The organism is Amycolatopsis pittospori, from assembly GCF_013870525.1.
Lineage (GTDB): Bacteria > Actinomycetota > Actinomycetes > Mycobacteriales > Pseudonocardiaceae > Amycolatopsis > Amycolatopsis pittospori.
Genome location: NZ_JACBXD010000014.1, coordinates 35,317 through 60,481 on the forward strand (window position 1 = coordinate 35,317; position 25,165 = coordinate 60,481).

The window sequence follows — 25,165 nt, forward strand, 5'->3', positions numbered from 1 at the left end:
GCGAAGATAACCGCAGACTTAATTAAGCGTCAACTTATTCGTTAGTCAGGACGAGCCGTCCCCGGAGACCGCCCGCCGCCAGCCGCTTGTGCGCCTTCGTGGCCTCCTCCAGTGGGAGAGTGTCCGCCACGCGTAAGGCGAGCACGCCGTCGTCGACCAGCTTCACGAGTCCGGCCAAGGCGGCGCCGTCCGCGCGGATCCACACGTGCTCGACGCGGATCCCGCGCAAGGGGATCGGCGCCGCGCCGGCCGCGAACACCACGAAGCGGCCCTGGGCCCGAACCGCGTCCAGGGCGTCGAGGCCGAGCAGTGCCGTGTCGAGCGCCGCGTCCACGCCGCCGGGGATCTCCGCCCGTACACGGTCGGCCAGGAAGTCGCCGCGGGGCAGGAAGACGTCGGCGCCGAAACCGCGGACGACGTCCTCATCGGACTCGCCGGCGACCGCGACCACCCGGAAACCCTTGGCGTGGGCCAACGAGACCGCGTACCCGCCGACAGCGCCCGCCGCGCCGGTCACGAGCACCGTCGCTCCCGGCGGAAGGTCGACCAGATCCAATGCCTGGACCGCGGTGAGGCCGTTCAACGGCAACGTCGCGGCCTCCGGCAAGGACACTGTGGACGCACTCGCGATCGCGTGCGCGTCGAGCACGACGTACTCGGCGTAAGTGCCGAGCGCGGTCGCCGGCCGGTCCCGCAGGCCGATCACGGCGTCGCCGGGCACGAAGCCGGTGACGCCGTCGCCCACCGTGTCCACGATCCCGGCCACGTCCCAGCCGATCCCGACCGCTTCCCTCGGCGGGACGATCCCGGCCTCGGTCAGGAATCCCGACCGGGTGGCGGCGTCGACCGGGTTCACCCCGGCCGCCGCCACCTTCACCCGCACCTGGCCGCGGCCCGGCTCGGTCACCGGGACTTCAGCGAACTCCAAGACCTCCGGACCGCCGAACCGGCGGACCACCACTGCGCGCATCGTTTCCCTCCAAGGTTCCGTTCCCCGCGAACGTAGGGGGAGTTACTCTCCATCGGGAAGTACGCACCTGGAGGTGCCCAACCCACGCGGAGGTACGGCGAACCGTGGTCACGCGCACGGCACAGGAACGGCGGGACGAGGAGAAACGGGCCTACGACGCCTATCTCGCGGCCTGTCCCGCCCGGAAGCTGCTCGACGAGGTCTCGGGCAAATGGGTCAGCCTCATCCTCGTCGCGCTCGGCGACGGGCCCCAGCGCTACAGCGACCTGTCCCGCCGGATCGCGGGCGTCAGCCAGAAGATGCTCACGCAGACGTTGCGAGCCCTGGAACGGGACGGTCTGCTGACCCGCACCGTCACGCCGTGTGTACCGGTCCGCGTCGACTACGAACTCACCGATCTCGGCCGGAGTCTCTTGCGGCTGGTGGCCGGGATCAAGGACTGGGCGGAGACGCATTTCGACGAGGTCGACGCCGCCAGGGCCGGTTACGACGCGCGATCAGCGGCACTCACCATCGGGGCGGACGGCGAGGGCTAGGGTTACCGGGTGTCCACCGCACGCGCCGAACGATTGGTCAACCTGGTCCTGGCCCTCCTGTCCACCCGGCAGTACCTCACCGCCGAGCGGATCCGGGGCATCGTGCCCGGGTATGCCGACGCGGCCAGCGACGAGGCCTACTTCCGCATGTTCGAGCGCGACAAGACCGAACTGCGCGAACTCGGCATCCCGCTGGAGACCGGCCGCAACTCCGCCTTCGACGGGATCGACGGCTACCGCATCGCGCGCCGCGACTACGAACTCGGCGAGATCGATCTCGCGCCCGACGAGGCGACCGCGGTCGGTCTCGCCGTCCGGTTGTGGGACTCGCCGGAACTGACCGGGGAAGCACAGGGCGCGCTGGTGAAACTCCGCGCCGCCGGGGTCGAGGTCGACGACCACGCCCCGACCGTCGTCGAACCCCGTGTCCGCGCGGAATCGGCGTTCGGTCCGCTGCTCGCCGCCGTCCAGGCCGGGCAGGCCGTGCGGTTCGAATACCGGCGCAGCGGCTCGGCCGAACGTAAGATCCGCACCCTCGAACCGTGGGGCGTCGTGTCCTGGCGCGCCCGCTGGTACGTCGTCGGACATGACAGGGACCGTGGCGCGTCTCGATGTTTCCGCCTTTCCCGCGTCACCGGGAAGGTCGAGCCCGTCGGAAAACCCGGCGTCGTCGAGCGTCCGGAAGGGGTCAATCTCCTGCAGATGGTCTCGGCCAGCAGCAGTGAGGACCCGTCCGCTGCCACCACCGCCAGCGTCTGGGTGGCCGACGGCCGTGCCGCCGGGGTTCGCCGCCGCGGTCGCGTCGTCGGCCGAAGCGACGCCGGGGGAGAAGAAGGCGACCTCGTGGAGATCGAGCTGTATTACCCGGAATCGGCCGCGGATTGGCTCACCGCCCACGGCCCGGACGTCCTGGTCCTCGAACCCGAGGTCCTCGCGAAGTCCGTCTTCAGTCGCCTCGAAGCCATCGCGCACTCCGGTGGTGCCCGATGAGCGCCACCGGACGGATGCCGCGCCTGCTCGCCCTCGTGCCGTATCTGCTCGCCCGGCCCGGTATCAAGATCACCGACGCCGCCCACGACTTCGACGTCACGCCCAAGCAGCTCCGCAAGGACCTCGAACTGCTCTGGATGTGCGGGCTGCCCGGCTACGGCCCGGGTGACCTGATCGACCTGTCCTTCGAAGGCGACACGATCGTCGTCACCCACGACGCCGGTATGAACCGCCCACTGCGGCTCACCGGCGGCGAGGCGACGGCCATGCTCGTCGCCCTCCGCGCGCTGGCCGAGACGCCGGGCGTGCTCGACGCCGACGCGGTCCGTCGCGCGATCGCGAAGATCGAAGCCGCCGCCGGCCAGGCTCAGCCGTCCGGTGTGGTCGTCGGCGGGGGAGTCCGCGAAGGCAAGAAGACCGCCAGGACCCGTGAAGCCGTCCGAGCCGCGCTCACCGCGAAGCGCGCCTTGCGGATCCGGTACTACACCGCGTCCAAGGACGAGATCACCGAACGCACCGTGGATCCGATGCGGCTGCTCATCGTCCAGGCCGTCGGCTACCTCGAAGCGTGGTGCCGTCGCGCCGAGGACGTGCGGTTGTTCCGGCTCGACCGCATCGACGAACTCACCGTGCTCGACGAGCCGGCCGTGCCGCCCGCGCACGCCCGGCCGACCGACATCTCCGACGGCGTCTTCCGGCCGCGTCCCGATCAGCAGGAAGCCGTCCTCGTTCTCGATCCGGACGCACGCTGGGTGGCCGAGTACTACCCCTGCGAGGAACTCGACGAACTCGACGGCGGCCGTCTGAGCATCCGGATGCGGTACGCGGACGAGTCGTGGATGGTCCGGCTGATCCTCGGTCTCGGCGGAGACGCGCAGGTCGAGAGCCCCGCCGCGCTCGGGGAGGCGGTTCGTCGCCGGGCGTCCGACGCGCTGGCTCGGGCTCGTCACCTTGCGTCAACCTGCGAGCAGTAGGGTGACGCCGTGTCGTACCTCCCGAGCATCGCGCTCGCCGTCGCGGGGCTGATCGCTCTCTTTGTTCTGCTAATCAAGTTACGCGGAGTCTTGCGCGTGCTCACCCATACGATGAGCATGGTGGCTACGAACACCCGAAAACGGACAGGGCTCCTTCGCGCTCGGTCCGCCGCGCTCCGCGTGGCGATCGCGCAACGACGTGGGCTCGAAGACCGGTAACATCACACCTAGAGACTCGAGAAGGAGGCCGCAAACGATGAACGCGCTGCAGCCGTGGCACATCATCATCCTGGTGCTCGTCGTTGTTCTGCTGTTCGGCGCCAAGAGGCTTCCGGACGCCGCGCGGTCCATCGGCAAGTCCATGAAGATCTTCAAGGCCGAGACCAAGGACATGGCCGGAGACAAGGACAAGGCCGCGGAGACCGAAGAGGTCGAGACGAAGCAGCTGCCGCAGGCCACCACGCCTGCCGCGCCCGCCACCTCGTCCGCGCAGGACAAGCAGGTCGCCGACCTCCAGCGCCAGCTCGACGAGCTCAAGAAGCAGCAGGCCGCCACGCCCGCTCCGGCCGAGCAGGCGCAGAAGAACGCCAGCTGACCGGTTCGTGGCAAGCAGCTTCTAGACAGCTCAGCGGAGCCTGTTCGCGGATGAGCGCGCCGAAGTCACGGCGCGCTCATGGTGGACCCTGACGAGAACGGACTGTTCAGTGGCGGATTCCGCCTCGGGTGAGGAGCGCCGCGGGTCGACGCGGCGCAAGCGCAGCCGTCGGAAGAACCCCGACGGCACGATGACGCTCATCGAGCACATCTACGAGTTCCGGCGCCGCCTGGGCTTCGCGCTGCTCGCCATCCTGGTCGGCGGGATCATCGGTTTCCTCTGGTTCCAGACCAAGGTGGGTCCGATCCCGTCCCTCGGGCAGATCATGACCGGCCCGTACTGCGGTATCCCGTGGCAGCGCCGGCTCGGCGGCACGCCCGACGGCCCTTGCCAGCTGCTGCAGACGGTCCCGTTCGAAGCCTTCATGATTCAGCTGAAGGTCGGTATCGCCGCGGGTTCGGTGCTGCTGGCGCCGCTGTGGCTCTACCAGCTCTGGGCGTTCATCGCGCCCGGCCTCTACTCGAAGGAGCGCAAGTACGCGCTCACCTTCGTCGCCTTCGCCTCGGTGCTCTTCGCGGGCGGCGCCGTGCTCGCCTACTTGCTCATCCCGCACGCTCTCGAGCTGCTGATGAACTTCGGTGGCGACCAGTTCATCACCGCCCTCACCGGTGACAAGTACATCTCGTTCATCCTGTCGCTGCTGCTGATCTTCGGCGTCAGTTTCGAACTCCCGCTGCTCGTGGTGATGTTGAACCGCGTCGGCGTCCTGAAGTACCAGATGCTGAAGAAGTGGCGCCGCGGCCTGATCATGGTCGTGTTCGTCTTCGCCGCGTTCGCCACGCCCGGCTCCGACCCGTTCTCGATGCTCGCACTGGCGGGGGCGCTGGTCGTGTTGCTGGAGCTGTCCATCCAGATCGCGCGCTTCCACGATCGCAAACTGGACAAGGAACGCGGCACCGAGGGCTGGGACCAGCTCGACGACGACGAGGCCGCGCCGTTCGACTACACGCCGAGCACGATCGACGACGAACCCTCGGCCACCACCGGTGGCAAGCGGTCCAGTACCGACGACGTCACCTGAGCCCGGCCATGCACGCGGCACTGGCCGTCCACCCCGCCTCCGGCAACGGTGCCGCGGGACGGCTGATGGAGTCGGTCGCGGCGCGGCTGCGGCCCGCCGTCGACCGGCTCGACGTCCTCGTCGCGAACACGGTCGAGGAATCCCGCGCGCTGATGACCGATTCGGGCGCGGCCGGGCTGGACGTGCTCGTCGTCCTCGGCGGTGACGGCTCGGTGCATGAAGGAGTCCAGTTCTGCGCCGAATCCGGTGTCGCACTGGGCGTCGTTCCCGCCGGCACCGGCAACGACTTCGGCCGGGCGCTCGGTATCCCCGAAGAACCGCACAAGGCCGCCGACGCGGTCGCGAGGCGGATCGCCGCCGGGAACCGGCGCCGGATCGACCTCGGCCGCGCCGGTGGCGAATGGTTCGCCACCGTCCTGTGCTCCGGTTTCGACGCCCTCGTCACCGAACGGGCCAACCGCCTGCGCTGGCCGACCGGCCCGCGCCGCTACGACGTCGCGATCCTGGGTGAGCTGGCCGCGTTCCAGCCCCGGCCGGTCGTGCTCCGCACCGACGTCGAGACCCTCGAACTCGACGCCACCATGATCGCGGTCGGCAACACGCCGTTCTACGGCGGCGGCATGCGGATCTGTCCCGACGCCGACCCCGAGGACGGGCGGTTCGACGTCACCGTCGTGGGCAACGCGACCCGGCGCGATCTGCTCCGCATGCTGCCCGGTGTCCGATCTGGGCGCCATGTCGCGCATCCGGCGGTCCGGACGCTCAAAGCCACCGAGATCCACCTCGCCGGCAGCGACCTGCCCGTCTACGCCGACGGCGAACCGCTGGGCAGGCTGCCGATCGACATCACCTGCGTCCCCGGGGCCCTCACCCTCCTCGGCTGACCCCGGCGTAGCCGCCCGCGCGCCAGACCTGGGCCCGGAACGACGCGGCCGACATCAGTTCGCCGCGGGGGAGGAACACGCCGCCGCAGCGATGGCAGAACCACCCCTGCCGCCAGTGGGCCAGCGCGTCCGGGATGCCGCGCCGGATCCGGGCGTTGCGCCGCAGCCGGAGCACGAACAGCACCGCGAACAGCGCCACCAGCGCGAACGCGCCGAACGGGAAGATCCACGCCCCGATCGCCGCCCCGAGGCGTCCGCCCGCGGTCGGCGCGGGGTTCTCGGCGAGCACCTCGTTCGCGAACGAGACGAAAACGAACGCGGGGATCAGCAGGAACAGGGCCAGCGTCAGGAAACACCCGCCACCGCGAAGCACCGGGTACGGGTTGAGCGCGGCGGCCGTCGCGGTCACCGAAACGCCCCGATGCGTGCTCGCCGTGTAGACGACGCCGTCGCCCGCCGGGATGGCCGTCATCGGCCCCTGCACCCGGTAGGTGGTCTGCCCGCCCTGGAACACCGCCGGCACGCTCTGCACCTGGTCGACCTGCGCGCACTGCGGGCAAGCGATCTCCATGGCGTCCCCCTCTCGATCACGAATCCGTGCCTTCGATGCCGGAAGGGCGTCCGCCGTTCCCGTGATCGTCACACCGAGTGCGAACTGTCGGTGCCGTATGGAACCCTGACGAAGTGGTCAATAGCCCTTCTCAGACCCCGGCCGAGGCCTACGCGGCCTCCCAGCGCCGCGCTCAGTACCCCCAGCTGACCCGGTTCGCCGCGGAGTCGTCGTTCGAGTTCGACGATTTCCAGATCCGCGGCTGCGAGGCGCTCGAAGACGGTCACGGCGTGCTCGTCTGCGCACCCACCGGCGCGGGGAAGACCGTGGTCGGCGAGTTCGCGGTGCACCTGGCCCTCGCCGAGGGCCGCAAATGCTTCTACACGACGCCCATCAAGGCGCTGTCGAACCAGAAGTACGCCGACCTCGTGGGCCGCTACGGCGCGGACGCGGTCGGCCTGCTCACCGGCGACACCTCGATCAACGGCAACGCGCAGGTCGTGGTCATGACCACCGAGGTCCTGCGCAACATGCTCTACGCCGGGTCGTCGACCATCGGAGAACTCGCCTACGTCGTGATGGACGAGGTCCACTACCTCGCCGACCGGTTCCGCGGCGCGGTCTGGGAAGAGGTCATCCTCCACCTGCCCGAACACGTTCGCGTCGTCGGCCTTTCGGCCACGGTGAGCAACGCCGAGGAGTTCGGCGAATGGCTCGTCGAGGTCCGCGGCGACACCACGGTCGTCGTCGACGAGCACCGTCCGGTGCCGCTGTGGCAGCACATGCTGGTCGGCAACCGGCTACTGGATCTGTTCGCCGGCCAGGAGGAACACGCGCCGGGCGCCGAACTGCGGATCAACCCGAGCCTGCTGCGCCGCACCGAGGAGATCGGCGGACGTTTCGCCCCGGCCGGGTTGCGCGGGCCGAGAGGACGGCGAGGGGCGCCGTCGCGGATGCCGAGGTACCGGCCGCCGTCCCGCACCGACACCGTCGAACGCCTGGACAACGCCGGTCTGCTCCCGGCCATCGTCTTCATCTTCTCCCGCGCCGGCTGCGACGCCGCCGTCGGCCAGTGCGTGCGGTCCGGCCTCCGGCTCAACGGTCCCGAAGAGGTCGAGAAGGTCCGCCGGATCGTCGCCGAACGCACCAAGGACCTGCCTGAAGGCGACCTCGGCGTCCTCGGGTACTGGGAGTGGCGCGAGGCGCTCGAACGCGGCATCGCCGGGCACCACGCCGGACTGCTCCCGGCGTTCAAGGAGACCGTCGAGGAACTGTTCGTACAAGGCCTGGTGAAGGTCGTGTTCGCCACCGAGACGCTCGCCCTCGGCATCAACATGCCCGCGCGCACGGTCGTCCTGGAACGGCTGGTCAAGTACAACGGCGAGGCGCACGTCGACCTGACGCCGGGGGAGTACACGCAGCTCACCGGGCGTGCCGGGCGGCGCGGGATCGACGTCGAAGGCCACGCCGTCGTCGCCTGGCAGCCGGGGATCGACCCGAAGCAGGTCGGCGGTCTCGCCTCGACCCGGACGTACCCGCTGCGGTCCTCGTTCCGGCCCGGCTACAACATGGCGGTGAACCTGGTCGCCCAGGTGGGCGCCGAAGCGGCCCGTGACCTGCTGGAACAGTCGTTCGCGCAGTTCCAGGCCGACCGGTCGGTGGTCGGCACGGCGCGCCGGATCGAGCGGAACAAGGAGGCACTGCGGGGTTACACGTCCGCCATCACCGGCGACTTCGACGAGATGCTCGAGTACGTCGAGCTGCGCGCGAAGATCTCGGCCCGGGAGAAGGCGCTCTCGCGGCAGAACACCTCCGCGCGCCGGGCCGGCACGGCCGAGTCGCTGGAGAAGCTCCGCAAGGGCGATGTCATCGCCGTGCCCGCGGGCAGGCGCGCGGGGCTCGCGGTCGTCGTCGACCCGGGACTCGACCCGATCCGCGAACCGCGGCCCGTCGTGGTCACCGAGGACCGCTGGTCCGGTCCGCTGTCGGTGTCCGACTTCCCTTCGCCGGTCGAGGCGCTGGGACACATCAAGCTGCCGAAGCACATCGAGCTGCGTTCACCCAAGACGCGCCGCGACATCGCTTCGACCCTGCGCAACGCCGGAATCTCCTTGCCCGGCAGGCAAAAACGCCGCGCCGGGGCCAATGAGGACGGTGAGCTCGCCGCCCTGCGGCGTGCGCTGCGCGCGCATCCGTGCCACGGGCTCGCCGAACGCGAGGCGAACCTCCGCTGGGTCGAGCGGTACCAGCGGCTCTCGTCGGAGACCGAGCAACTGGAACGCAAGGTCGCCGCGACCACGCACTCGCTCGCACGGGCCTTCGACCGCATCCTGCGTCTGCTCGGCGAGCGCGGCTACCTCGGCCCGGAGTCGAAGGGCGACGGCGAGGACCGCGTCACCGAACACGGCAAGCGGCTCACCCGCCTCTACAGCGAATCCGACCTGCTCGCCGCCGAATGCATCCGGAACGACGTCTGGAAGGACCTCACCCCGGCCGAACTCGCCGCGGTCGTGTCGACGCTGGTCTTCGAAGCCCGCCGCGACACCGCGGGGGAGCCGCGGCTGCCCGCGGGCAAGGTGCTCGACGCCTGGCAGGCGACCACCCGGCTCTGGGTGGAACTGACCGAGGACGAGCGCCGCCACAAGCTCGACCGCACCCGCGAGCCCGACGCGGGATTCGCCTGGCCGATCTACCGCTGGGCCCGCGGCGAGTCGCTGGAGAAGGTCCTCACCGCCGCCGAGGCGAACGGGCAGGAGCTGTCCGCCGGTGACTTCGTGCGCTGGTCAAGGCAGGTCATCGACCTGCTGGACCAGATCCGCGACGTCCTCGGCAAGGCCGATCCGGTCGGAGCGGCGGCTTCGGACGCGGTGAAGGCCTTGCGGCGTGGTGTCGTGGCGGCAGGCGGGGCTTAGCGTGGCTCTCGTGAGTGGTAAGGACGGTTCTCACCGTCCTTACCACTCACGACGGCGTTGGGCTGACCGGCGGATCGAGTTGGTCCGACACCACCCGGGAACAGTGGGCAGGGGCGCCGACCTGTGGTTGGATCGCCCACGACGGCAGGAAACACGGCCGGTGACGATGGCGGAACAGGCGGAGGCGAAACGATGAGCACGCCGTATGGCGGCAACGACCCGCAGCAGCAGCCCCAATGGGGGCAGCAGCCGGGCTACGGGCAACAGCCGGGCGGCTCTCAACCGCCGAGCGGCCCGCAGCAGCAACCGCAGTGGGGTCAGCAGCCGCAGTACGACCCGTCGCAGACGCAGCAGCAACAGCCCCAGTGGGGCCAGCAGCCCGCTCCCTACGACCCGTCCCAGCAGCAGCCCGGGTACCCGCAGAGCGGACCCCAGCAGCAGCCCGGCTACGACCCCTCTCAGACGCAGCAACAGCAGCCGCAGTGGGGTCAGCAGCCCCAGTACGGCCAGCAGCCGGGCTATCCCCAGTCCGGTCCGCAGCAGCAGCCCGGCTATCCGCAGAGCGGCCCGCAGCAGCAGCCGCAGTACGGGCAGCCGCAGCAGCAGCCGGGCTACCCGCAGCAGCAGGGGCAGTTCGACTACGGCCAGGTACCGGGCACCCAGGGCGAGGCGCAGGACAAGCCGAAGTCCAAGAAGGGCCTGTTCATCGGGATCGGCGCGCTCGTGGTGATCATCGCCGCGGTCGGCGTCCTCGGGTTCGTCACGCCGGGCTGGTTCAACACGCAGGTCTTCAACAACACGCAGATGCAGACCGACGTGCAGAAGCTGCTGTCGGAGACCTACCAGATCCCGAACGTCAGCGCGGTCTCCTGCCCCTCGGGCAAGGAGGTCAAGGACGGCGAGAAGTTCACCTGCACCGCCACGATCGACGGCAAGCCGCAGGAGGTGCCGATCACCGTGAAGGGTGACACCGGCAACTACGAGGTCTCGCCGCCCGCCGTCCCCAAGTAAAACGACGGGCGCCGGGGACGGTCGATCCTGCATGATCGTCCCCATGAGCGACTTCTCAGTGCGGTTGCTCCGGTCCGACGAGGACCGGGTCGCGACGGATGTGTTCAGGCGGGCCTTGCACGTCAAGGAGACGACGGACGAGGAATGGGCGGCGATCGCCCCGTCGATGCAGCCGGATCGCGGGTTCGGCGCGTTCGATCCGGAACTGATCGGCACCGTCCGGTCCTTCGATTCCGAAGTGACGTTGCCCGGCGGGGGCACCGTGCCGCTCGGCGCGGTCAGCCTCGTCGGCGTCCGTTCCGATCGCACCCGCCGCGGCGTGCTGACCGCGTTGATGCGCTCCCAGTTCGAGGATTTCGCCGCTCGGGGTGTCCCGGCGGCGATGCTGCACGCGTCCGAAGGCGCCATCTACGGCAGGTTCGGATACGGCATCGCCGCGCGGGGCAAGTCGATCGAGGTCGACAGGCAGCGCGCCAAGTTCCGCCCCGAGCTCTCGTCCGGTGGGCAGATCTCGTTGCTGGACTTGGAAAGCACCATCGAGCAGTGGCCGTCGCTCTTCGACGCGCTCCCGCGTACGCGGCCCGGCATGATCGCCCGGAGCCCGCATCTGTGGCCGGGTTACGCCCGGGAAGTGCGCCGCGCCACCACGCCCGTCTCGACAGCCGTGCACCGGGGTCCCGACGGGGTCGACGGGTATGTCACCTACACCGTCGAGCGGGCCCATTTCGGCGCCCCGTCGGTGTTGAAGGTCCAGTCCTTCCATCACTCGACCCCGGACGCGTTCGCGGGTCTGTGGCGGCATCTGCTCTCGGTGGACCTGGTCGACCGGATCACCGCCGAGAAACGGCCACTGGACGAACCGGTCGAGTTGCTGTTCGCCGATCCCCGGCACGCCGCTGTGCAGAAGGTCCAGGACGAGGGCTGGTTCCGGCTGGTCGACGTCCCCACGATGCTCGGCGCGCGGACCTACCGGGGTGGGTCGCTCGTCATCGAAGTGAACGATCCCTTCCTGGAGAACAACTCCGGCCGCTACCGCCTTTCCGAGGACGGCGCCGCCCGCACCACCGACCCGGCCGATCTCGCGGTGGACGTCGACACCCTGTCGATGCTGTACCTCGGCGGCTGGCGCGCGTCGGATCTCGCCGCCGCTGGACGCGTCCGCGCGGCCGGCGAGTCCGCCTTGGAGCGGGCGGACCTGCTGTTCAGCACGCGGGTGAACCCCTGGTGCGGTACCTTCTTCTGACGTTGGAAGATCACATTCCCGGGGGTGGAGAAGCTTGAGCAGGCGAGCCGTCGCGACGGTCGGTCTGTGTTGCGCCGCTTTCGCGGTGCTGACGGCGTGTTCGGACACGCCGCCGCCCGCGACGCCGACGAAGACCGTCACGGTCCCGCCGTCGACGAGCGCGTCCTCGAGTTCGCCGCCCGCGGGGAGCTCCTCGGGCGACTCGTCTTCCGCGAGCGCGCCGGGCCGGGTCTTCGACCCCAGGACCATGCAGGCCGATGTGAAGAAGATCCTCACCGAGACCTATCAGGTGAGTGAGGTCGGCGACGTGCTGTGCCCGTCCAACCAGACCGTCAAGGACGGCAGCACGTTCAGCTGCACCGTCCAGGTCGCGGGGGAGGGCAAGACCGTCACGATCACCGTCACCGGTGAGGACGGCCGCTACGAAGTCGGCGCGCCCAGCTGAAAACCGGTTGGGTTCGGCGGGCACCGGACGGCAGGATCGCGGCCATGAGCGAATTCCACGTGCGTGCGGTGGCCGAAGGCGAACAGCGGGCTTGTCTCGAACTCCTGCAGCAGTCCTTGCACTCCAGGCCGATGTCCGACGAGGCATGGGAGAAGATGGCGCCGTCCTGGCCCGCCGCCGGGAAGTTCGCCGCCTTCGACGACCACGCCACACCGGTGGGGATCGCCAGTTCCTTCGACACCGAACTCACCGTCCCAGGTGGACGGAAGCTCGTCACCTCTGCCGTCGACGGGGTCGCCGTCCGCGCCGATCGGACCCGTCGCGGCATCCTCACCACGATGATGGCCGCGCAGCTGGAGGACATGGCCGCGCGCGGTGTCCCGCTCGCCGCGCTGCACGCTTCGGAGGGCGTCATCTACGGCCGCTTCGGCTACGGCGCGGCCACCTATGGGAAAAGCGTTCTCGTCGAACGTCCCCGGGCCGAGCTCCATGACGGCGTGGGTCGCGAGGGGACGGTCCGGTTCCTCACTCCCGCGGAGGCCGTCGAGCGAGTTCCGGCGCTGTACCGGCGATTCGCGGGTGAGCGGCCGGGATTCGTGGCCCGTCCGGAGATGTGGTGGCCGGGTTTCTTCGACCGTCTGGTCACCGGGGACATGGGTTATCGCGTCGCTGTCCACAGTGGACCCGATGGCGAAGACGGTTTCGTCGTCTATCAGACGATCGACCTGCGTGACCGCCAGGCGCCGGAACGTGGAGCGTTGCTCGACATCCGGGAAATGCACGCCGCGACACCGCGGGCGTGGGCCGGGCTCTGGCGCTTCCTGCTGTCGGTCGACCTGGTCTCCGCGGTCGCCGGCCGGGGCCGCCCGATGGACGAGCCGATCGCGGAACTGCTCACCGATCCGCGCGCGGTGAACACCACCGAGGTCATCGACGACCTGTGGGTGCGACTCGTCGACGTCCTCGCCGCCTTGACGGCTCGCACGTACGGCACGGCCGAGCCGGTGGTGCTCGAAGTGCTCGACCGGCAGCTACCGGACAACAACGGTCGCTACGTCGTCGGCCCGAAGGGCGTGGAGCGCACCACGGCGGACGCGGATCTGCGGCTGGCCGTCGACACCCTGGCGTCGCTGTATCTCGGCCACGGTTTCTTCGAGCACCAGGCGTTGGCCGGCCGCGTCGAGGTGGTCGACGCGGCGGCCGTCGCCCGGGCCGACGCGCTGTTCCACACCGCGCGGGCCCCGTGGTGCGGGACGTTCTTCTAAGCGGGGTTGCGCCGAGGTTTGATCCGCACCTGCGGCAACGCGGGTGCGGGCAACCACGCAGTGGTGCCCTCGTAGCCGTCGACGTGGCCGAATCGGTCCGACTGCGCTTGCCACGCTTCGCGGTACTCGGCGATCTCCTCGTGGCTGCGCCCCACGAAGTTCCACCACATCACGAGTTCCTCCGTGAACGGCGTCCCGCCGAGAAGGAGCACCCGTGCCGGATCGGTGCCGGGGTTGGCCAGTTCCAGCCGCCTGGCGCCGGGCGCGAGGTAGGCGAGTTCGCCGGTCGTCAGCGCGGTTCCGCCGACGGTGACCGAGCCGTTGTCCTGCAGCACGCCGTGTTCGAAGTCCGGGTCGACGTCGAGGACGAGCGTCGCGCCGGGATCCACGGTGAGTTCGGCACCCAGCAGGGGAGTGAACGCCGGGACCGGTGACGTGGTCCCGGCGAGGCTGCCCAGGAACACCCGCGCGGTGGCACCGGACAGCTGGAGTTCGGGTGGCGCGTAATGGCGGAAATCCCGCACTGTGTCGCGATGTGCGTCCGGGAGCGCGATCCAGAGCTGGACACCGTGCAGCGTCCGGGTGTCCGGTGTGGACACTTCGGAATGCGCGATGCCGTGCCCGCCGGTCATCAGGTTCAGTTCGCCGGGGCGGACCATGGCGCGTGTGCCGATGCTGTCGCGGTGTTCGATCTCGCCGCTGAACAGCCAGCTCGCGGTCTGCAACCCGGTGTGCGGATGCGGCGCGACGTCCATCCCGCCGGACTCGGACACGTCCTGCGGCCCGTAGTGGTCGGCGAAGCACCAGGCGCCGATCAGGGATCGCTGCCGCTGGGGGAGCGTCCGGCGGACGCGGATCGCGCGCGGCCCGCCGAGCGGGACCTCGCGCGGGGTCAGCACGGTGACGCCGTCGCCCGGCCGGTCCCGGCACAGCAGTTCGGCCGGGTCGGTCTCGGTGTTGCTCACGACTTGGGGAGCGCGGCCAGCAGACGCTCCACCGAACGGCCGAGGTTCCAGCGTTCCGCCAGTTCCGCGACCTTGTCGGGGTCGGCGGGTTCGGACGGCACGACGTCCGAACGGGACTGGTCGATCGGCGCGTCGGCCGCGACCCGGACGACGGTGGGCGCGACGGCGAGGTAGTCGGCGGCTTCGGTCAGCCGCAGCCGCGTCTTGAGCGGCACCCGCGAGTCACCGGCGTTGGACGCGTCGATGAGTTCCTGCAGCGAACCGAACTGGGTGATCAGCTTCGCCGCCGTCTTCTCGCCGATCCCGGCCACCCCGGGAAGTCCGTCGGAGGGATCTCCGCGCAACGCGGCCATGTCGGCGTACGCGGGGCCGGCGTTCGCGGCCGGGATGTTGTATTTCTCGGCGAGCTCGTCCGGGCCCAGGATCTCGGCCTTGTTCCAGCCCTTGCCGACGTAGATGACCACCGTGGGCGTCGGTTCGGTCCGGACCAGCTGGAACAGGTCGCGGTCGCCGGTGATGACCTCGACCGGCGACTTCTTCTCGTGGACCGCGAGCGCGCCGATGACGTCGTCGGCCTCGTACCCGGCCGCCTCGGCCGTCGCGAGCCCGAAGGCCTCCAGGAGTTCCAGGATGATCGGGACCTGCGGGGTGAGCGTGTCCGGCACCTCTTCGACGTCTCCGCCTTCCGGGACCTCTTCGGCCACGCGGTGCGCCTTGTAGCTCGGCAGGAGGTCGGTGCGGAACTTCGGCCGCCAGTCCGCGTCCAGGCAGGCCACGAGCCGTGCGGGCCGCCGGTCGGTGAGGATCCGGGCGACGGTGTCGGTGAAGCCCCGTACGGCGTTGACCGGCGTTCCGTCGGGAGCGGTCATCGACTCGGGCAGGGCGTAGAACGAGCGGAAGTAGAGGCTCGCGGAATCGAGGAGGGCGAGAGGTCCGGTCACGCGGACAGCCTGCCACGTTCCGGCCCGGATGTCCGCGAAGGACCCGACCCCCAGCCGGGTCCTCCACGGATATCGGTCAGGCGGCGTAGGGCCGGGCCTGCCGCGCGTCGCGCAGCGCGTTGGCCCACCAGTTCAGCTGGTTCAGCAGCGTGGTCGCCGCGAGGTCGGCGCCATCGGCGTCCAGATGCTCGCCGTCGGGCCCGAAGTTGTTCCAGGCGTACGGGAAACTCACGGTCTCGCGGATGGTCATGGCGTGGAGTTCGGCGAAGACCGGACGCAGATGCTCGACAGCGCGCAGGCCGCCGGAGATCCCGCCGTAGGAAACGAAGGCGACCGGCTTCCCGTGCCATTCCCGGCCCGTGTCGTCGAGTGCGGTCTTGAACGGTCCGGGGTAGCTGTGGTTGTACTCGGGGACGATCACGACGACGGCGTCCGCGGCGGTGACGCCGTCGGAGAGGCCGCCGGGGGATTCGGCCAGGTCGATGACGTTCAGGATGACGTCGTCGCGCTGTTTGGCTCGTTCGAGGAACCAGTTCGCGACGACGGGGGCGAAGCGTCCTTCGCGGACGCTGCTGATGACGACGGCCAGTCGGTAGGGCGTGTTCGATGTCATGCGCCGACCGTAAAACCTGTACTTAACTGGAAGTCAAACTCTGGAAGTGGGCTATTTCAGTCAGGTAAGCGCAGAGAACTCTTTGCAAAGGATCCTCTGCGATTGTAGGATGCGGTCATGGGGAAGAGCGAGAGGTATCTCGCGCGGGTCGACGGCCGCGTCTTGCGGGCGCTGTCGCATCCGTTGCGGGTCAAGATCCTGGAGTTGCTACGGGAGGACGGTCCGGCGACGGCGTCCGGGCTGGCGAAGCGAGTGGGGGAGAGTTCCGGGACCACCAGCTGGCATCTGCGTCAGCTGGCCGAATGCGGGCTGATCGGGGAGGACGCCGAACGCGGCAGCAGACGCGACAGGTGGTGGAAGGCCGTGCATGAGGGGGACCAGATGCGGGCCAGGGACTTCATCGACGATCCCGACCTCGCCGGTCCGTTCAACGCCTACGCGCACACGATGATCGAGCGGCGCTACGCGGCCGAAGCGCAGTTCGTCGCGGAGGTACGGGACTGGGCCGACGAGTGGATCGACAAGGTCAGTTTTCACGACTCGCCGCTTTCGCTCACTCCCGACGAGGCCGCCGCGCTGGGCGACGAGATCCTCGAGGTGATCGCCCGCTACCGGCGCCCGGAAAGAGAGGGCGATACCCCGGTCCGCGTGCACTGGGCGGCCTTCCCGCGGAAGTCGAGGCCGGAAACGCCATGAGCAGGTTGCCACTGGGGGCCCTGGTCGCGGCTTCGGGGATCTCCTCGGCCGGGGTGATGATGACACTGATCGCGATTCCCTGGTTCGTCCTGCAGAGCACCGGGAGCGGCACCAAGACCGGCCTCGTCACCGCGGCCGAGGTGCTGGGCCTGATGGTCGCCGCGCTGCTGGGCGGGCCGATCGTGGACCGGGTCGGCACGCGGCGGGCCAGCGTCGGAGCGGATCTGCTGACCACCGTCACTGTCCTGCTGATCCCGCTCGCCGTCGGCACCACCGGTCTGGGCTTGCCGGGCCTGATCGTGTTGTCCTTCGTGATGGGGGTGTCCCGTGGTCCCGCCGACACGGCGAAACAGGTGCTGCTGGCGGGTGTCGCCGAGGCGAGTGGGATCCGGACGAGCCGGGCCGCGAGCGCCGTCGAAGCGGCGATGAGGACCGGCCGGATGGTGGGCGGACCCGCCGCGGGCGCGCTGATCGCGTGGATCGGACCGATTCCGGTGTTGTTCGTCGACGCCGGCGCGCTGCTGTCGTCCGCCGCGCTGGTGTTCGTCCTGATCCCCGCCGCGGCCGGCCCGCCCCGGTCGTCGTCGGAGGGCTACCTCAAAGAACTGCGTGAAGGACTCGGCTACGTCAAACGCGACGCCTTGCTGCGCGCGATGGTCGGCATGCTGATGCTCACCAACAGCCTCGACTTCGGCCTCCTCGGCGTCCTGTACCCGGCGTACGGCGATCAGGTCCTGCACAGCGCCGCGCTCGTCGGTGCGATGATCACCGCCGTCGCGGTGGGAGCGCTGCTCGGTTCGGCTCTCTACGGCTGGCTGGGCCACCGGTTCTCGCGCCGCTCGGCCCTGCTGGTCGCCGTCGCCCTCGAAGGCGCGCCGCGATTCGCCCTCCTCGCGCTGGAACCCTCGCCACCGGTCCTGCTCGCCGGGCTGGCGGTCGCCGGGATCGGGGCGGGGGCGCTCAACCCGATCGTGCTCCCGGCGGTCTACGAACGGGTGCCGGAAGCCGTCCGCGGCCGCGTGCTCAGTCTCCTGGTGGGCGGAATTCTGGCCGCGATGCCGCTCGGCTCGATGGCGGCTGGGTTGCTCTTGGACGGCATCGGGCTGGTCGGCGCGCTCGCCGTATTCGGCGGCCTGTACCTGATCGCCACCACGTTCCCGGCGATCTTCCGGGTCTGGCGGGGACTCGACGATCCCGCCCCGATCGGGGGTGACCGGCTGGTGAGCCAAGAGTCCCGGACCGACTAGGCTCGCCCTCATGTCGCGCCGTTCCCTTCACAACCCAGCCCCCGACGCCGCCAGCCTCCGCGCCCGCCTGGACAGGGCCCGCGCCGCGGCGGCCGCCGCCGACACCGACGCGCTGCTGATCGCGCCCGGCTCGGACCTTCGCTACCTCATCGGGCAGGCCGGCGGCTCCTTCGAACGGCTGACCACGCTGGTGATCCCGGCCGACGGCGTCCCGGCACTGGTGCTGCCGAAGCTGGAAGCGCCCGGCTACGCCGACGTCCCGGCCGAGGAGCTCGGCATCGAGGTCGTCACCTGGGTCGACGGCGACGACGCCTACGAACTGGTCGCCGACCGGCTCGGCAAGCCCGGCCGCGTCGCGGTCAGCGACTTCACCCCGGCCTTGCACGTCCTCGCGTTCCGCGGCGCGCTCGGCGACGCCGAACAGACGCTGGCCGGACCCATCGTGCGCGAGCTGCGGATGCGCAAGGACGCCACCGAGATCCAGGCGCTGCGCGACGCCGGCGCGGCCATCGACCGCGTCCACGCCCGGGTCCACGAATGGCTGCGGCCGGGCCGCACCGAGGCCGAGGTCGGCGCGGACATCACCGCGGCGATCGTCGAAGAGGGCCACACGCACGCGGACTTCGTGATCGTCGGCTCCGGTCCCAACGGCGCCAGCCCGCACCACGACGTCTCCGAGCGCGTCATCGAGCGCGGCGACGTCGTCGTGGTCGACATCGGCGGCCCGATCGCCGAGGGCTACAACTCCGACTCCACCCGCACCTACGCCGTCGGCACCCCGCGCGACGCCGACGTCGCCGAGACCTACGCCGTCCTTCAGCGGGCCCAGCGCGCCGCGGTCGAGGCCGTCCGCCCCGGCGTCACCGCCGAAGCGATCGACGCCGCCGCGCGCGACATCATCGCCGACGCCGGCTTCGGCGAGTACTTCATCCACCGCACCGGTCACGGCATCGGCCTCGACGTGCACGAGGAGCCCTACATCATCAAGGGCAACGCGCTGCCGCTCGAGCCGGGTATGGCCTTCAGCGTCGAGCCGGGCATCTACCAGCCTGGCCGCTGGGGCGCCCGCATCGAGGACATCGTCGTCGTCACCGAGGACGGCGTCGAGTCCGTCAACCGGCGTCCGCACGACCTGATCGTGCTCGACGCATGACGACCGGTTCTCTGGAGCCGCTGGACCAGGCCATCGTGCAGGAGCTGGCGGCGGACGGACGGCGCAGTTTCACCGATCTCGCGGAGCGGGTCGGGCTTTCGGTTTCGGCCGTGCACCAGCGGGTGCGGCGGCTGGAGCAGCGCGGTGTCATCCTCGGGTACACCGCGCGGCTCGACGGCGAGCAGATCGGCCTCCCGCTCACGGCGCTGATCTCGCTGACCCCGAACGACCCGGCCGCGCCGGACGACTATCCGCAGCGTCTGGAGCACATCAAGGAGATCGAGTCCTGCTACTCGGTCGCCGGGGACGAGTCGTACATCCTCCTGGTCCGGGTGGCGTCGCCGCTCGGGCTGGAGGATCTGCTCCGCCGGATCCGCGAGTCCGCCAAGGTCTCGACGCGGACCACGGTGGTGCTGTCGACGCCGTTCGAGGGTCGCTCGCCGACCCTCTGAGCGGCCTCGTCTCAGTAAATGGGTGGGCTTGCGCGGCGCTGGTACGATAAAAGGTATGGCAACACGTAAGGTCACACTCTCACTCGACAGCGGTGCGCTCGAGTTCGCCGAGCGGGCCGCGAAGGCACACGGGATCTCGGTCTCGTCGTGGTTGTCCAAGGCCGCCCGAAGGGAAGCCGTCCGCACCGGATACACCCCGCAGCGCGCACCGGTCGAACCGTCCGCCGAATCGGACGAGGCCGAGCTCACCGCCGCGGAGAAGGATCTGCGTGCACAGGGGTGAAGTCTGGACGTACCACCCCCCGACCGAACCGGCACGGCAGCGCACCGTCGTGCTGCTGTCCTCGGACGGGGTGAACGAATCCGAGCGGCCATGGCTGCTCGGCACCGAACTGCTGGACCGTGATCCGCAGGACATCCTCGGCGTCGCCGTCGACGCGCGCTACTGGGTCTCCACGCTGAACCTCACGCGCCTGTACCGGCCGTGGTTCGACGAGAAGATCGCGGAGATCGACCAAGAGGTCCAGGAGCGCATCGACATCGCGTTGCGCGCCGCCCTCGATCTCTAGCGGGCGACCACTTCGGGTGCGGCGTGCAGTTTGCCGTCGGCCCCGGACAGGCACGACGCGTTACCGCCGCGGGCGGCGAGGAATTCGTTGAGGCAGTTCGCGACCTGGGCGTGTCCTGCCGCGTTGGGATGGAACGACTCCTGCAGCGCGTGGCTCGCCCGGTCCACCTGACCGAGGTCCCGCAGCTGCAGCGTCAGCCTGCTGAACCACTCGGTCGCCGGGTCGCTGGTGCACGCCTCGCGTCCGGCGCCGGCCCGGGACAGGTCGAGGAACCGCGCGCTCGTCGCGCGCGAAGCCTGTTTGAGGCCGTCCGAGAGCACGGAGACGCCTTCGCGGCCCATCCACTGCAAGTCCTCGGTACGGAACGGGCAACCGTTGAGGCTGCGCAACGATTCCGGGATCTTCGGGCCGACAGGCGAGGCGTAGGACATCAGCACGAGCTGGTAGTCCGCCGGGATGTATCCCGCCTGCGCCAACACCTTCTTCACGTCGGCTACGGCGTTGGTCACCTTCGGCACCATGGCGTCCACTTTGGACTTCCAGGTGGCGCGGAGCGCTTCGCTGCACGGCGGATTCTGCGGGGAGAACCACGCCTTGAAGCATTCGCTGACCTGAGCGGAGAACTTCGGCTCGTCGTTCGCGCCGACCGCGATCACCACCGCGGCCACCCGGTGGTCCTTGATCAGGTTCGCCAGCTGCTGGGCCTGCGACGGTTCCGTCCACTGTTTCGCCTCGCCGAGCGCGATCTGCTCCGACGGCGCCCCCGAACACGCCAGGTTCACGCGCGCGGTGACGTCGGGGATCTTGATCTGCTCGACGAAGGCGTTGGGGGAGCGGTGGCACCAGTTGCCGCCCTGCCCGTTGGTCGTGGGCGTGTAGTCGCCCGCGCCCTCACCGGAGACGGTGCTGTCGCCGATGGAGACGACCGTCAGCGGCCCCGTTCCCGGCGGGCCTTGGCGCGGGGACGGCTGCCCCGGCCGGCTTTCCGACCCGGTAAAGGCAATGAACCCGACGAGAACCACCACGAACGTGAGCGCGAGAGCACCCCACCACCACCGGAAACGTCGCATCGTCACCGGATTCTACGGACACCCGGCCCCGACCGGGTGATCATGTGGGTGTGACGAGCGCGGCTTCCGGCCGTGCCGGACATCCGGCCTTGCGTGAGCCCGCCTCCGTCAGGTCCGTTCCGGCGGCCGGTTCCGACACGATGTCGAGCCCCCGGGCAGCGCGGGTTTGTCGTTTCCCGGGCCTGCGCGGCGAGCCGGGCTCCCGTGCTCCCGGCTCGCGTTCGGCCCTCCCAACGCCGCTGGTGGGAGCCCCTCGGCCGAAGCGTCGCTACAGAATCCGGTACATCCGGTGGTCGATGCGGCCCTGGCCGTATTCGCCGTAGCCGACCACGACCAGTCCGCTCAGCCAGGAGTAGCGCTCGTCGGAGGTCTCGAACCTCGGTGTCGGCCGGATGTAGCTTTCGTCGAACGAGAGCCGTTCCCCGGCTGCCAGGCGTTGCCTGCCATCGGGAGGGAAGCGGAGTACTCCGTTCGAGTCGTAATGGATGAGGACGCCGTCGTGGGTACGCAGGGTCGCGCGGACGTCCATCCGGCTTATCCCGTCGGCTCCCAGCCATACCCAGTCTCCGCCTCCGGGTAGCATCTCGCCCCGGAAGCCCGGCCCGGTGAACCGGCCGCCTTTGGTCACGAAGGTCATCCGCGTACCAAGCGGTGTCGAGATGACCTGGGCTGGTTCCAGGTCGATGCTGAGATCGCAGAGATGCTCGACCGGCAGGGCGTCGAGCACCGCCCGATCGAACAACGGCGTGGTGGAGCCTGCGTCGGTCACGCCGTCCCACCCCCGAACGCGGCCTTCAGTTCGGCGAAGTCGAAGAAAGTGTCTTTCCGTGCGACGAGGCCGCCGGATGTCACCTCGACGACGTCGAGACAGTGGACGCCCTGGCGATCTTCTCCGGGCCGCTGGAACGTCAGCGTCCAGTCCAGCACCCAATGGCCGCTTCCGAACAGCAGGCGCCGCTCGTCGAAGCCGAAGCCCGGATAGAGCTCGAAGACATGTGCGAACTCGCTCCGCAGAGCCTCGCGGCCCTGGACCGCTGCGCCGCGACCGTGAGCCTGGAACTGTGATTCGGGAGTGTGCAAAGCGACGATCGCGTCGACGTCGCGAGCCTCCCAAGCGGCGAAGTATTTCTTCGCGATCGCAGGAAGATCCTGGGTTGTCGCGGGGGTTTTCATGGAACTCCTCAGGTCGGATGCCGCGACGTTAACGCATACGATCGTATGTATCAATACGTACGGTCGTATAGTTCGATACGATCGTATGCATGACTCGGACAGGCGACGCACGCCGCGGCGCGATCGTCGATCGTGCGATGCACATCGCGTCGGTCGAAGGCATCGACGGGTTGACGCTCGGACGCTTGGCGGAGGCCCTGCACACCAGCAAGAGCGGCATCCAAACCCTTTTCGGCACCAAGCAGGAACTCCAGCTCTCGATCGTCGCCGCCGCTTCGGAGGTCTTCGCTCGGGATGTTTCGCTGCCCGCCGACCGGCGGCCCGCCGGGCTGGTGCGACTGCGGGCCCTTATGTCGTTGTGGATCGACTATCTGGAGACCTTCGAGGGTGGCTGTCTTTTCGTCGCCGCCGCGAGCGAACTCGACGGGCGGCCTGGACCCGTCCGAGACGCGGTTGCGGACGCCGTCGCACGCGCCGACGCCCTGCTCCGGCGCGAGATCGAACTCGCCCTGCGCCTTCGGGAACTTCCGCCGGACACGGACGTCGAGCAGCTCGTCTTCGAACTGCACGCCATGGTGCTTCAGGCGAATCACGATCGTCAGCTACTCGGCCGCAATGACGCCCTGACCCGCGCCCGTAAGGCGGTCGGCCGCCTGCTGGAGGTCAAGTAGCCGTTCGGCTGATCTTGGCCTGGGATTCAGCAGTTCTCCAGGAAGTGCCGCAGCACCCGCGTGCCGAACCGCAGACCTTCCACCGGGACGCGTTCGTCGACACCGTGGGCCATCGCGCGATACGGGAAACCTTCCGGCAACCACAAGGGCGCGAAGCCGTAGCAGTCTATGCCGAGCGGGCTGAACGCCTTCGCGTCCGTCCCGCCGCCCATGCAGTAGGGGACGACGACCGCTTCGGGATCCTGTGATCGGAGCGCGTCCGCCATCGCGTCGAACCACGGCGAGTCCACCGGCGCCTGCACCGGCGGCTGGTGCGCGACGAACTCGCGGGTGACACCCTCGCCGAGCATCGCGTCGAGTTCCGCGAGCAGATCCGGCTCGGAACCGGGCAGCACTCGGACGTCCACCTGGGCCTGCGCCGAACTCGGGATGACGTTCACCTTGTAGCCGGCGTCGAGCATCGTCGGGGTCGTGCTGGTGCGGACGGTCGGCACGACGAGCGCGCCCGCCGGGCCGAGCCGGGCGATCGTCCCGTCCACATCGGACAGATCGACCGGGACGCCGAGTGCCTCGCCGGTGCGTTCCAGGAACGCCTGCACCGTCGGAGTCAGCTGGATCGGCCAGCGGTGCGAGGCGATCTTGCCGAGCGCGGTGATCAGCCGGGTGACCGCGTTCTCGTCGTTGGGCCGGGATCCGTGCCCGGCGCGGCCCTTGGCGGTCAGCCGCAGGTGGGCGGTACCGCGTTCGGCGGTCGCCACCGGGTAGAGCCGCACGGTCCGGCCATCGGCGGCCGGGACGTGGTAGGTGTACGCGCCCGATTCGCTGATCGCGGCCGCGCAACCGTCGAACAGGTCCCGATGCGCGGCGGCGAGCCAATGCGCGCCGTACTCGCCCTTGTCCTCCTCGTCGGCCACGAACGCCAGGACGAGGTCCCGTCGAGGTCGCGCGCCTGAGGCGAGGGCGGCGAGCACCATCGCGCAGAAGTCCTTCATGTCCACGGCACCGCGTCCCCACAGGAACCCGTCGCGGACCTCGCCCGAGAACGGGTCGACCGACCAGTCGGCGGGGTCTGCGGGGACGACGTCGAGGTGACCTTGCACGAGCAGCGCGGGCAGGCTCGGGTCGGTACCCGGGACCCGCGCGATCACGTTCGCGCGCCGCGGTGCGGACTCGATGATCTTCGAGTCGATCCCCGACCCGGAGAGCAGCGAGGCGACGTACTCGGCCGCCTCGCGCTCACCCTCCGAATCCCCGTTGCCCCGGTTCGTGGTGTCGAACCGGATCAACCTCGAACAAACGTCGACAACGTCGAGCTCAGCCATAGATCCCTTGCACCGCCCCGGCCGCGATCGCCGTCACGATCTTGAACGCCTTCATCGCCTCGGTCATGTCCGCCGCGTCGAAGCCGACCCGGCGTACGCCGATCTGTTCCACCGTCGGGATCACCGCCGTGGCCTGCGCGAGGTGGCTCGCGTCGAACTCGACCTCGATGCGGTGGGGAGTGGTGAACCGCTCGACCCGGCCCGCGCGGTTCATCGAATCCGCCGCGGCCGAGGACAGCAGTTCGGCGGTCCTGGCGGGCGGGAGGCAGATCGCGGCGTAACGGCTGACGCACTCTTTCACCGTGACCAGTTCGGCTTCCGGCGCGTAGTCCTGGGCGTCGTCGCACGCCTTGTCATCACCCGATACCACCAGCACCGGAACGCCGTACTCGGCGGCCATGGCGGCGTTGAGCCTGCCTTCGCTGGCCGGGACGTCGTCGAGCCACACGCCGGTGATCTGATTCTCCAGGTAGGTGTGGGAGAGGACCCCGTCGAAGCCGGCGCCGGCGTGGTAGCCGAGGAAGACGACGCCGTCGACGCCGGTGTCGATGCCCTGCATCATCGAGAGCGGCTTGTGCCTGCCGGTGAGCATCCGGGCGCGGCCGTCGAGGTCCTCCAACAGGAGGTTCCGCTGCGACGAATGCGCCTCGTTGACCAGGACGTCGGTGGCGCCCGCGTCGAACAGGCCGGCGATGGTCGCGTTGACGTCGCCGGTGAACAGGCGGCGGAACCGCTGCCACTGTTCGGTGCCGGGGATGACGTCCTCGGTCCAGGTGACGCCGGTGGCGCCCTCCATGTCCGCGGAGATCATGATGCGCATGCGGGGCACCCTAGCCG

At 69.6% G+C, this 25,165-nt stretch carries 29 protein-coding genes; 19 read left to right on the plus strand and 10 right to left on the minus strand.

Features of this window, described 5'->3' with window-relative positions:
* Positions 1-34: 34 nt before the first annotated feature.
* On the minus strand, positions 35-970 hold the full coding sequence (locus H5J31_RS10515; protein ID WP_181772314.1) for an NADP-dependent oxidoreductase: 936 nt from the start codon (positions 968-970) through the stop codon (positions 35-37).
* 104 nt (positions 971-1,074) lie between these two features.
* On the opposite strand from H5J31_RS10515, the gene H5J31_RS39830 reads away from it, so the two are divergent.
* The 7 genes from H5J31_RS39830 (at position 1,075) to H5J31_RS10550 (ending at position 6,030) form a co-directional block, all read left to right on the plus strand.
* Positions 1,075-1,506 (plus strand): winged helix-turn-helix transcriptional regulator, encoded by a 432-nt coding sequence (locus tag H5J31_RS39830; RefSeq protein WP_181772315.1) that lies wholly within the window; start codon positions 1,075-1,077, stop codon positions 1,504-1,506.
* Between the two features lie 9 nt (positions 1,507-1,515).
* Positions 1,516-2,496, plus strand: a complete 981-nt coding sequence (locus H5J31_RS10525) for a helix-turn-helix transcriptional regulator (RefSeq protein ID WP_181772316.1) — start codon at positions 1,516-1,518, stop codon at positions 2,494-2,496.
* Complete coding sequence (locus H5J31_RS10530; protein ID WP_181772317.1) at positions 2,493-3,470, plus strand: helix-turn-helix transcriptional regulator; 978 nt, start codon at positions 2,493-2,495, stop codon at positions 3,468-3,470. Before H5J31_RS10525 ends, H5J31_RS10530 begins: the two co-directional genes overlap by 4 nt.
* 9 nt (positions 3,471-3,479) lie before the next feature.
* The gene (locus H5J31_RS10535) at positions 3,480-3,689 is read left to right on the plus strand and encodes a bacteriophage holin (RefSeq protein ID WP_181772318.1); all 210 of its coding nucleotides are present in this window, start codon (positions 3,480-3,482) and stop codon (positions 3,687-3,689) included.
* 37 nt (positions 3,690-3,726) lie between these two features.
* Positions 3,727-4,065: a Sec-independent protein translocase subunit TatA gene (tatA, locus tag H5J31_RS10540; RefSeq protein WP_181772319.1), complete on the plus strand. Its 339-nt coding sequence runs from the start codon at positions 3,727-3,729 to the stop codon at positions 4,063-4,065.
* A gap of 109 nt (positions 4,066-4,174) precedes the next feature.
* Positions 4,175-5,146, plus strand: coding sequence for a twin-arginine translocase subunit TatC (gene tatC / locus H5J31_RS10545; RefSeq protein WP_181772320.1), 972 nt, complete (start codon positions 4,175-4,177; stop codon positions 5,144-5,146).
* A gap of 8 nt (positions 5,147-5,154) precedes the next feature.
* Positions 5,155-6,030: a diacylglycerol/lipid kinase family protein gene (locus tag H5J31_RS10550; RefSeq protein ID WP_181772321.1), complete on the plus strand. Its 876-nt coding sequence runs from the start codon at positions 5,155-5,157 to the stop codon at positions 6,028-6,030.
* On the opposite strand, the gene H5J31_RS10555 is transcribed toward H5J31_RS10550, so the two are convergent.
* On the minus strand, positions 6,014-6,601 hold the full coding sequence (locus H5J31_RS10555; protein ID WP_181772322.1) for a hypothetical protein: 588 nt from the start codon (positions 6,599-6,601) through the stop codon (positions 6,014-6,016). The genes H5J31_RS10550 and H5J31_RS10555 overlap by 17 nt on opposite strands.
* Before the next feature lie 113 nt (positions 6,602-6,714).
* Between H5J31_RS10555 and H5J31_RS10560 the strand changes: the two genes are divergently transcribed.
* The 5 genes from H5J31_RS10560 (at position 6,715) to H5J31_RS10580 (ending at position 13,456) form a co-directional block, all read left to right on the plus strand.
* A complete protein-coding gene (locus tag H5J31_RS10560; protein ID WP_181772323.1) occupies positions 6,715-9,492 on the plus strand; it encodes a DEAD/DEAH box helicase in 2,778 nt (925 codons plus the stop codon).
* Between the two features lie 192 nt (positions 9,493-9,684).
* Positions 9,685-10,503, plus strand: coding sequence for a DUF4333 domain-containing protein (locus H5J31_RS10565; RefSeq protein WP_181772324.1), 819 nt, complete (start codon positions 9,685-9,687; stop codon positions 10,501-10,503).
* 43 nt (positions 10,504-10,546) lie between these two features.
* Complete coding sequence (locus H5J31_RS10570) at positions 10,547-11,746, plus strand: GNAT family N-acetyltransferase (protein WP_181772325.1); 1,200 nt, start codon at positions 10,547-10,549, stop codon at positions 11,744-11,746.
* Between the two features lie 34 nt (positions 11,747-11,780).
* On the plus strand, positions 11,781-12,191 hold the full coding sequence (locus tag H5J31_RS10575; protein WP_181772326.1) for a DUF4333 domain-containing protein: 411 nt from the start codon (positions 11,781-11,783) through the stop codon (positions 12,189-12,191).
* 44 nt (positions 12,192-12,235) lie between these two features.
* Complete coding sequence (locus tag H5J31_RS10580) at positions 12,236-13,456, plus strand: GNAT family N-acetyltransferase (protein ID WP_181772327.1); 1,221 nt, start codon at positions 12,236-12,238, stop codon at positions 13,454-13,456.
* On the opposite strand, the gene H5J31_RS10585 is transcribed toward H5J31_RS10580, so the two are convergent.
* From H5J31_RS10585 to H5J31_RS10595, 3 genes are all read right to left on the minus strand, one after another.
* Positions 13,453-14,421: a pirin family protein gene (locus H5J31_RS10585; protein ID WP_181772328.1), complete on the minus strand. Its 969-nt coding sequence runs from the start codon at positions 14,419-14,421 to the stop codon at positions 13,453-13,455. The genes H5J31_RS10580 and H5J31_RS10585 overlap by 4 nt on opposite strands.
* On the minus strand, positions 14,418-15,362 hold the full coding sequence (locus H5J31_RS10590) for a 5'-3' exonuclease (protein WP_181772329.1): 945 nt from the start codon (positions 15,360-15,362) through the stop codon (positions 14,418-14,420). Before H5J31_RS10590 ends, H5J31_RS10585 begins: the two co-directional genes overlap by 4 nt.
* Before the next feature lie 76 nt (positions 15,363-15,438).
* Complete coding sequence (locus H5J31_RS10595) at positions 15,439-15,975, minus strand: NADPH-dependent FMN reductase (protein ID WP_181772330.1); 537 nt, start codon at positions 15,973-15,975, stop codon at positions 15,439-15,441.
* A 117-nt stretch (positions 15,976-16,092) separates the two neighbouring features.
* Here H5J31_RS10595 and H5J31_RS10600 point away from each other — a divergent pair, with 117 nt between their 5' ends.
* The 6 genes from H5J31_RS10600 to H5J31_RS10625 are packed head-to-tail and all read left to right on the plus strand — an operon-like array spanning position 16,093 to position 20,092.
* On the plus strand, positions 16,093-16,671 hold the full coding sequence (locus H5J31_RS10600) for an ArsR/SmtB family transcription factor (protein WP_181772331.1): 579 nt from the start codon (positions 16,093-16,095) through the stop codon (positions 16,669-16,671).
* Positions 16,668-17,918, plus strand: a complete 1,251-nt coding sequence (locus H5J31_RS10605; RefSeq protein ID WP_181772332.1) for an MFS transporter — start codon at positions 16,668-16,670, stop codon at positions 17,916-17,918. Before H5J31_RS10600 ends, H5J31_RS10605 begins: the two co-directional genes overlap by 4 nt.
* 10 nt (positions 17,919-17,928) lie before the next feature.
* Positions 17,929-19,071, plus strand: a complete 1,143-nt coding sequence (locus tag H5J31_RS10610) for a M24 family metallopeptidase (RefSeq protein WP_181772333.1) — start codon at positions 17,929-17,931, stop codon at positions 19,069-19,071.
* Positions 19,068-19,523 (plus strand): Lrp/AsnC family transcriptional regulator, encoded by a 456-nt coding sequence (locus H5J31_RS10615; protein ID WP_181772334.1) that lies wholly within the window; start codon positions 19,068-19,070, stop codon positions 19,521-19,523. The genes H5J31_RS10610 and H5J31_RS10615 overlap by 4 nt, the downstream gene beginning before the upstream one ends.
* Before the next feature lie 55 nt (positions 19,524-19,578).
* A complete protein-coding gene (locus tag H5J31_RS10620; RefSeq protein WP_007035425.1) occupies positions 19,579-19,806 on the plus strand; it encodes a hypothetical protein in 228 nt (75 codons plus the stop codon).
* The gene (locus tag H5J31_RS10625; RefSeq protein WP_005150941.1) at positions 19,793-20,092 is read left to right on the plus strand and encodes a hypothetical protein; all 300 of its coding nucleotides are present in this window, start codon (positions 19,793-19,795) and stop codon (positions 20,090-20,092) included. The genes H5J31_RS10620 and H5J31_RS10625 overlap by 14 nt, the downstream gene beginning before the upstream one ends.
* Here the strand turns inward: H5J31_RS10625 and H5J31_RS10630 are convergent.
* The 3 genes from H5J31_RS10630 to H5J31_RS10640 all read right to left on the minus strand — a co-directional run bounded on the left by H5J31_RS10630 (position 20,089) and on the right by H5J31_RS10640 (position 22,335).
* Positions 20,089-21,162, minus strand: a complete 1,074-nt coding sequence (locus H5J31_RS10630) for a GDSL-type esterase/lipase family protein (protein ID WP_181772335.1) — start codon at positions 21,160-21,162, stop codon at positions 20,089-20,091. The genes H5J31_RS10625 and H5J31_RS10630 overlap by 4 nt on opposite strands.
* 268 nt (positions 21,163-21,430) lie before the next feature.
* The gene (locus tag H5J31_RS10635; protein WP_207897826.1) at positions 21,431-21,931 is read right to left on the minus strand and encodes a DUF3237 domain-containing protein; all 501 of its coding nucleotides are present in this window, start codon (positions 21,929-21,931) and stop codon (positions 21,431-21,433) included.
* Entirely contained in the window at positions 21,928-22,335 is a 408-nt protein-coding gene (locus H5J31_RS10640; protein WP_181772336.1) for a nuclear transport factor 2 family protein, read from the minus strand. Before H5J31_RS10640 ends, H5J31_RS10635 begins: the two co-directional genes overlap by 4 nt.
* Positions 22,336-22,424: 89 nt before the next feature.
* Here H5J31_RS10640 and H5J31_RS10645 point away from each other — a divergent pair, with 89 nt between their 5' ends.
* Positions 22,425-23,006, plus strand: a complete 582-nt coding sequence (locus tag H5J31_RS10645; RefSeq protein WP_181772337.1) for a TetR/AcrR family transcriptional regulator — start codon at positions 22,425-22,427, stop codon at positions 23,004-23,006.
* A 26-nt stretch (positions 23,007-23,032) separates the two neighbouring features.
* On the opposite strand, the gene H5J31_RS10650 is transcribed toward H5J31_RS10645, so the two are convergent.
* Together H5J31_RS10650 and H5J31_RS10655 are read right to left on the minus strand one after the other, a co-directional pair.
* On the minus strand, positions 23,033-24,328 hold the full coding sequence (locus H5J31_RS10650; RefSeq protein WP_181772338.1) for a M20/M25/M40 family metallo-hydrolase: 1,296 nt from the start codon (positions 24,326-24,328) through the stop codon (positions 23,033-23,035).
* Positions 24,321-25,148, minus strand: coding sequence for a M55 family metallopeptidase (locus H5J31_RS10655; RefSeq protein ID WP_181772339.1), 828 nt, complete (start codon positions 25,146-25,148; stop codon positions 24,321-24,323). The genes H5J31_RS10650 and H5J31_RS10655 overlap by 8 nt, the downstream gene beginning before the upstream one ends.
* Positions 25,149-25,165: the final 17 nt, after the last annotated feature.

Excerpts from the sequence above, each read along its gene's own strand:
- H5J31_RS10515 (WP_181772314.1), bottom strand. The coding sequence starts at position 970 with ATGCGCGCAGTGGTGGTCCGCCGGTTCGGCGGTCCGGAGGTCTTGGAG.
- H5J31_RS10530 (WP_181772317.1), top strand. The coding sequence starts at position 2,493 with ATGAGCGCCACCGGACGGATGCCGCGCCTGCTCGCCCTCGTGCCGTAT.
- tatA (WP_181772319.1), top strand. The coding sequence starts at position 3,727 with ATGAACGCGCTGCAGCCGTGGCACATCATCATCCTGGTGCTCGTCGTT.
- H5J31_RS10550 (WP_181772321.1), top strand. The coding sequence starts at position 5,155 with ATGCACGCGGCACTGGCCGTCCACCCCGCCTCCGGCAACGGTGCCGCG.
- H5J31_RS10555 (WP_181772322.1), bottom strand. The coding sequence starts at position 6,601 with ATGGAGATCGCTTGCCCGCAGTGCGCGCAGGTCGACCAGGTGCAGAGC.
- H5J31_RS10565 (WP_181772324.1), top strand. The coding sequence starts at position 9,685 with ATGAGCACGCCGTATGGCGGCAACGACCCGCAGCAGCAGCCCCAATGG.
- H5J31_RS10570 (WP_181772325.1), top strand. The coding sequence starts at position 10,547 with ATGAGCGACTTCTCAGTGCGGTTGCTCCGGTCCGACGAGGACCGGGTC.
- H5J31_RS10580 (WP_181772327.1), top strand. The coding sequence starts at position 12,236 with ATGAGCGAATTCCACGTGCGTGCGGTGGCCGAAGGCGAACAGCGGGCT.
- H5J31_RS10595 (WP_181772330.1), bottom strand. The coding sequence starts at position 15,975 with ATGACATCGAACACGCCCTACCGACTGGCCGTCGTCATCAGCAGCGTC.
- H5J31_RS10600 (WP_181772331.1), top strand. The coding sequence starts at position 16,093 with ATGGGGAAGAGCGAGAGGTATCTCGCGCGGGTCGACGGCCGCGTCTTG.
- H5J31_RS10605 (WP_181772332.1), top strand. The coding sequence starts at position 16,668 with ATGAGCAGGTTGCCACTGGGGGCCCTGGTCGCGGCTTCGGGGATCTCC.
- H5J31_RS10610 (WP_181772333.1), top strand. The coding sequence starts at position 17,929 with ATGTCGCGCCGTTCCCTTCACAACCCAGCCCCCGACGCCGCCAGCCTC.
- H5J31_RS10615 (WP_181772334.1), top strand. The coding sequence starts at position 19,068 with ATGACGACCGGTTCTCTGGAGCCGCTGGACCAGGCCATCGTGCAGGAG.
- H5J31_RS10620 (WP_007035425.1), top strand. The coding sequence starts at position 19,579 with ATGGCAACACGTAAGGTCACACTCTCACTCGACAGCGGTGCGCTCGAG.
- H5J31_RS10630 (WP_181772335.1), bottom strand. The coding sequence starts at position 21,162 with ATGCGACGTTTCCGGTGGTGGTGGGGTGCTCTCGCGCTCACGTTCGTG.
- H5J31_RS10640 (WP_181772336.1), bottom strand. The coding sequence starts at position 22,335 with ATGAAAACCCCCGCGACAACCCAGGATCTTCCTGCGATCGCGAAGAAA.
- H5J31_RS10645 (WP_181772337.1), top strand. The coding sequence starts at position 22,425 with ATGACTCGGACAGGCGACGCACGCCGCGGCGCGATCGTCGATCGTGCG.
- H5J31_RS10650 (WP_181772338.1), bottom strand. The coding sequence starts at position 24,328 with ATGGCTGAGCTCGACGTTGTCGACGTTTGTTCGAGGTTGATCCGGTTC.
- H5J31_RS10655 (WP_181772339.1), bottom strand. The coding sequence starts at position 25,148 with ATGCGCATCATGATCTCCGCGGACATGGAGGGCGCCACCGGCGTCACC.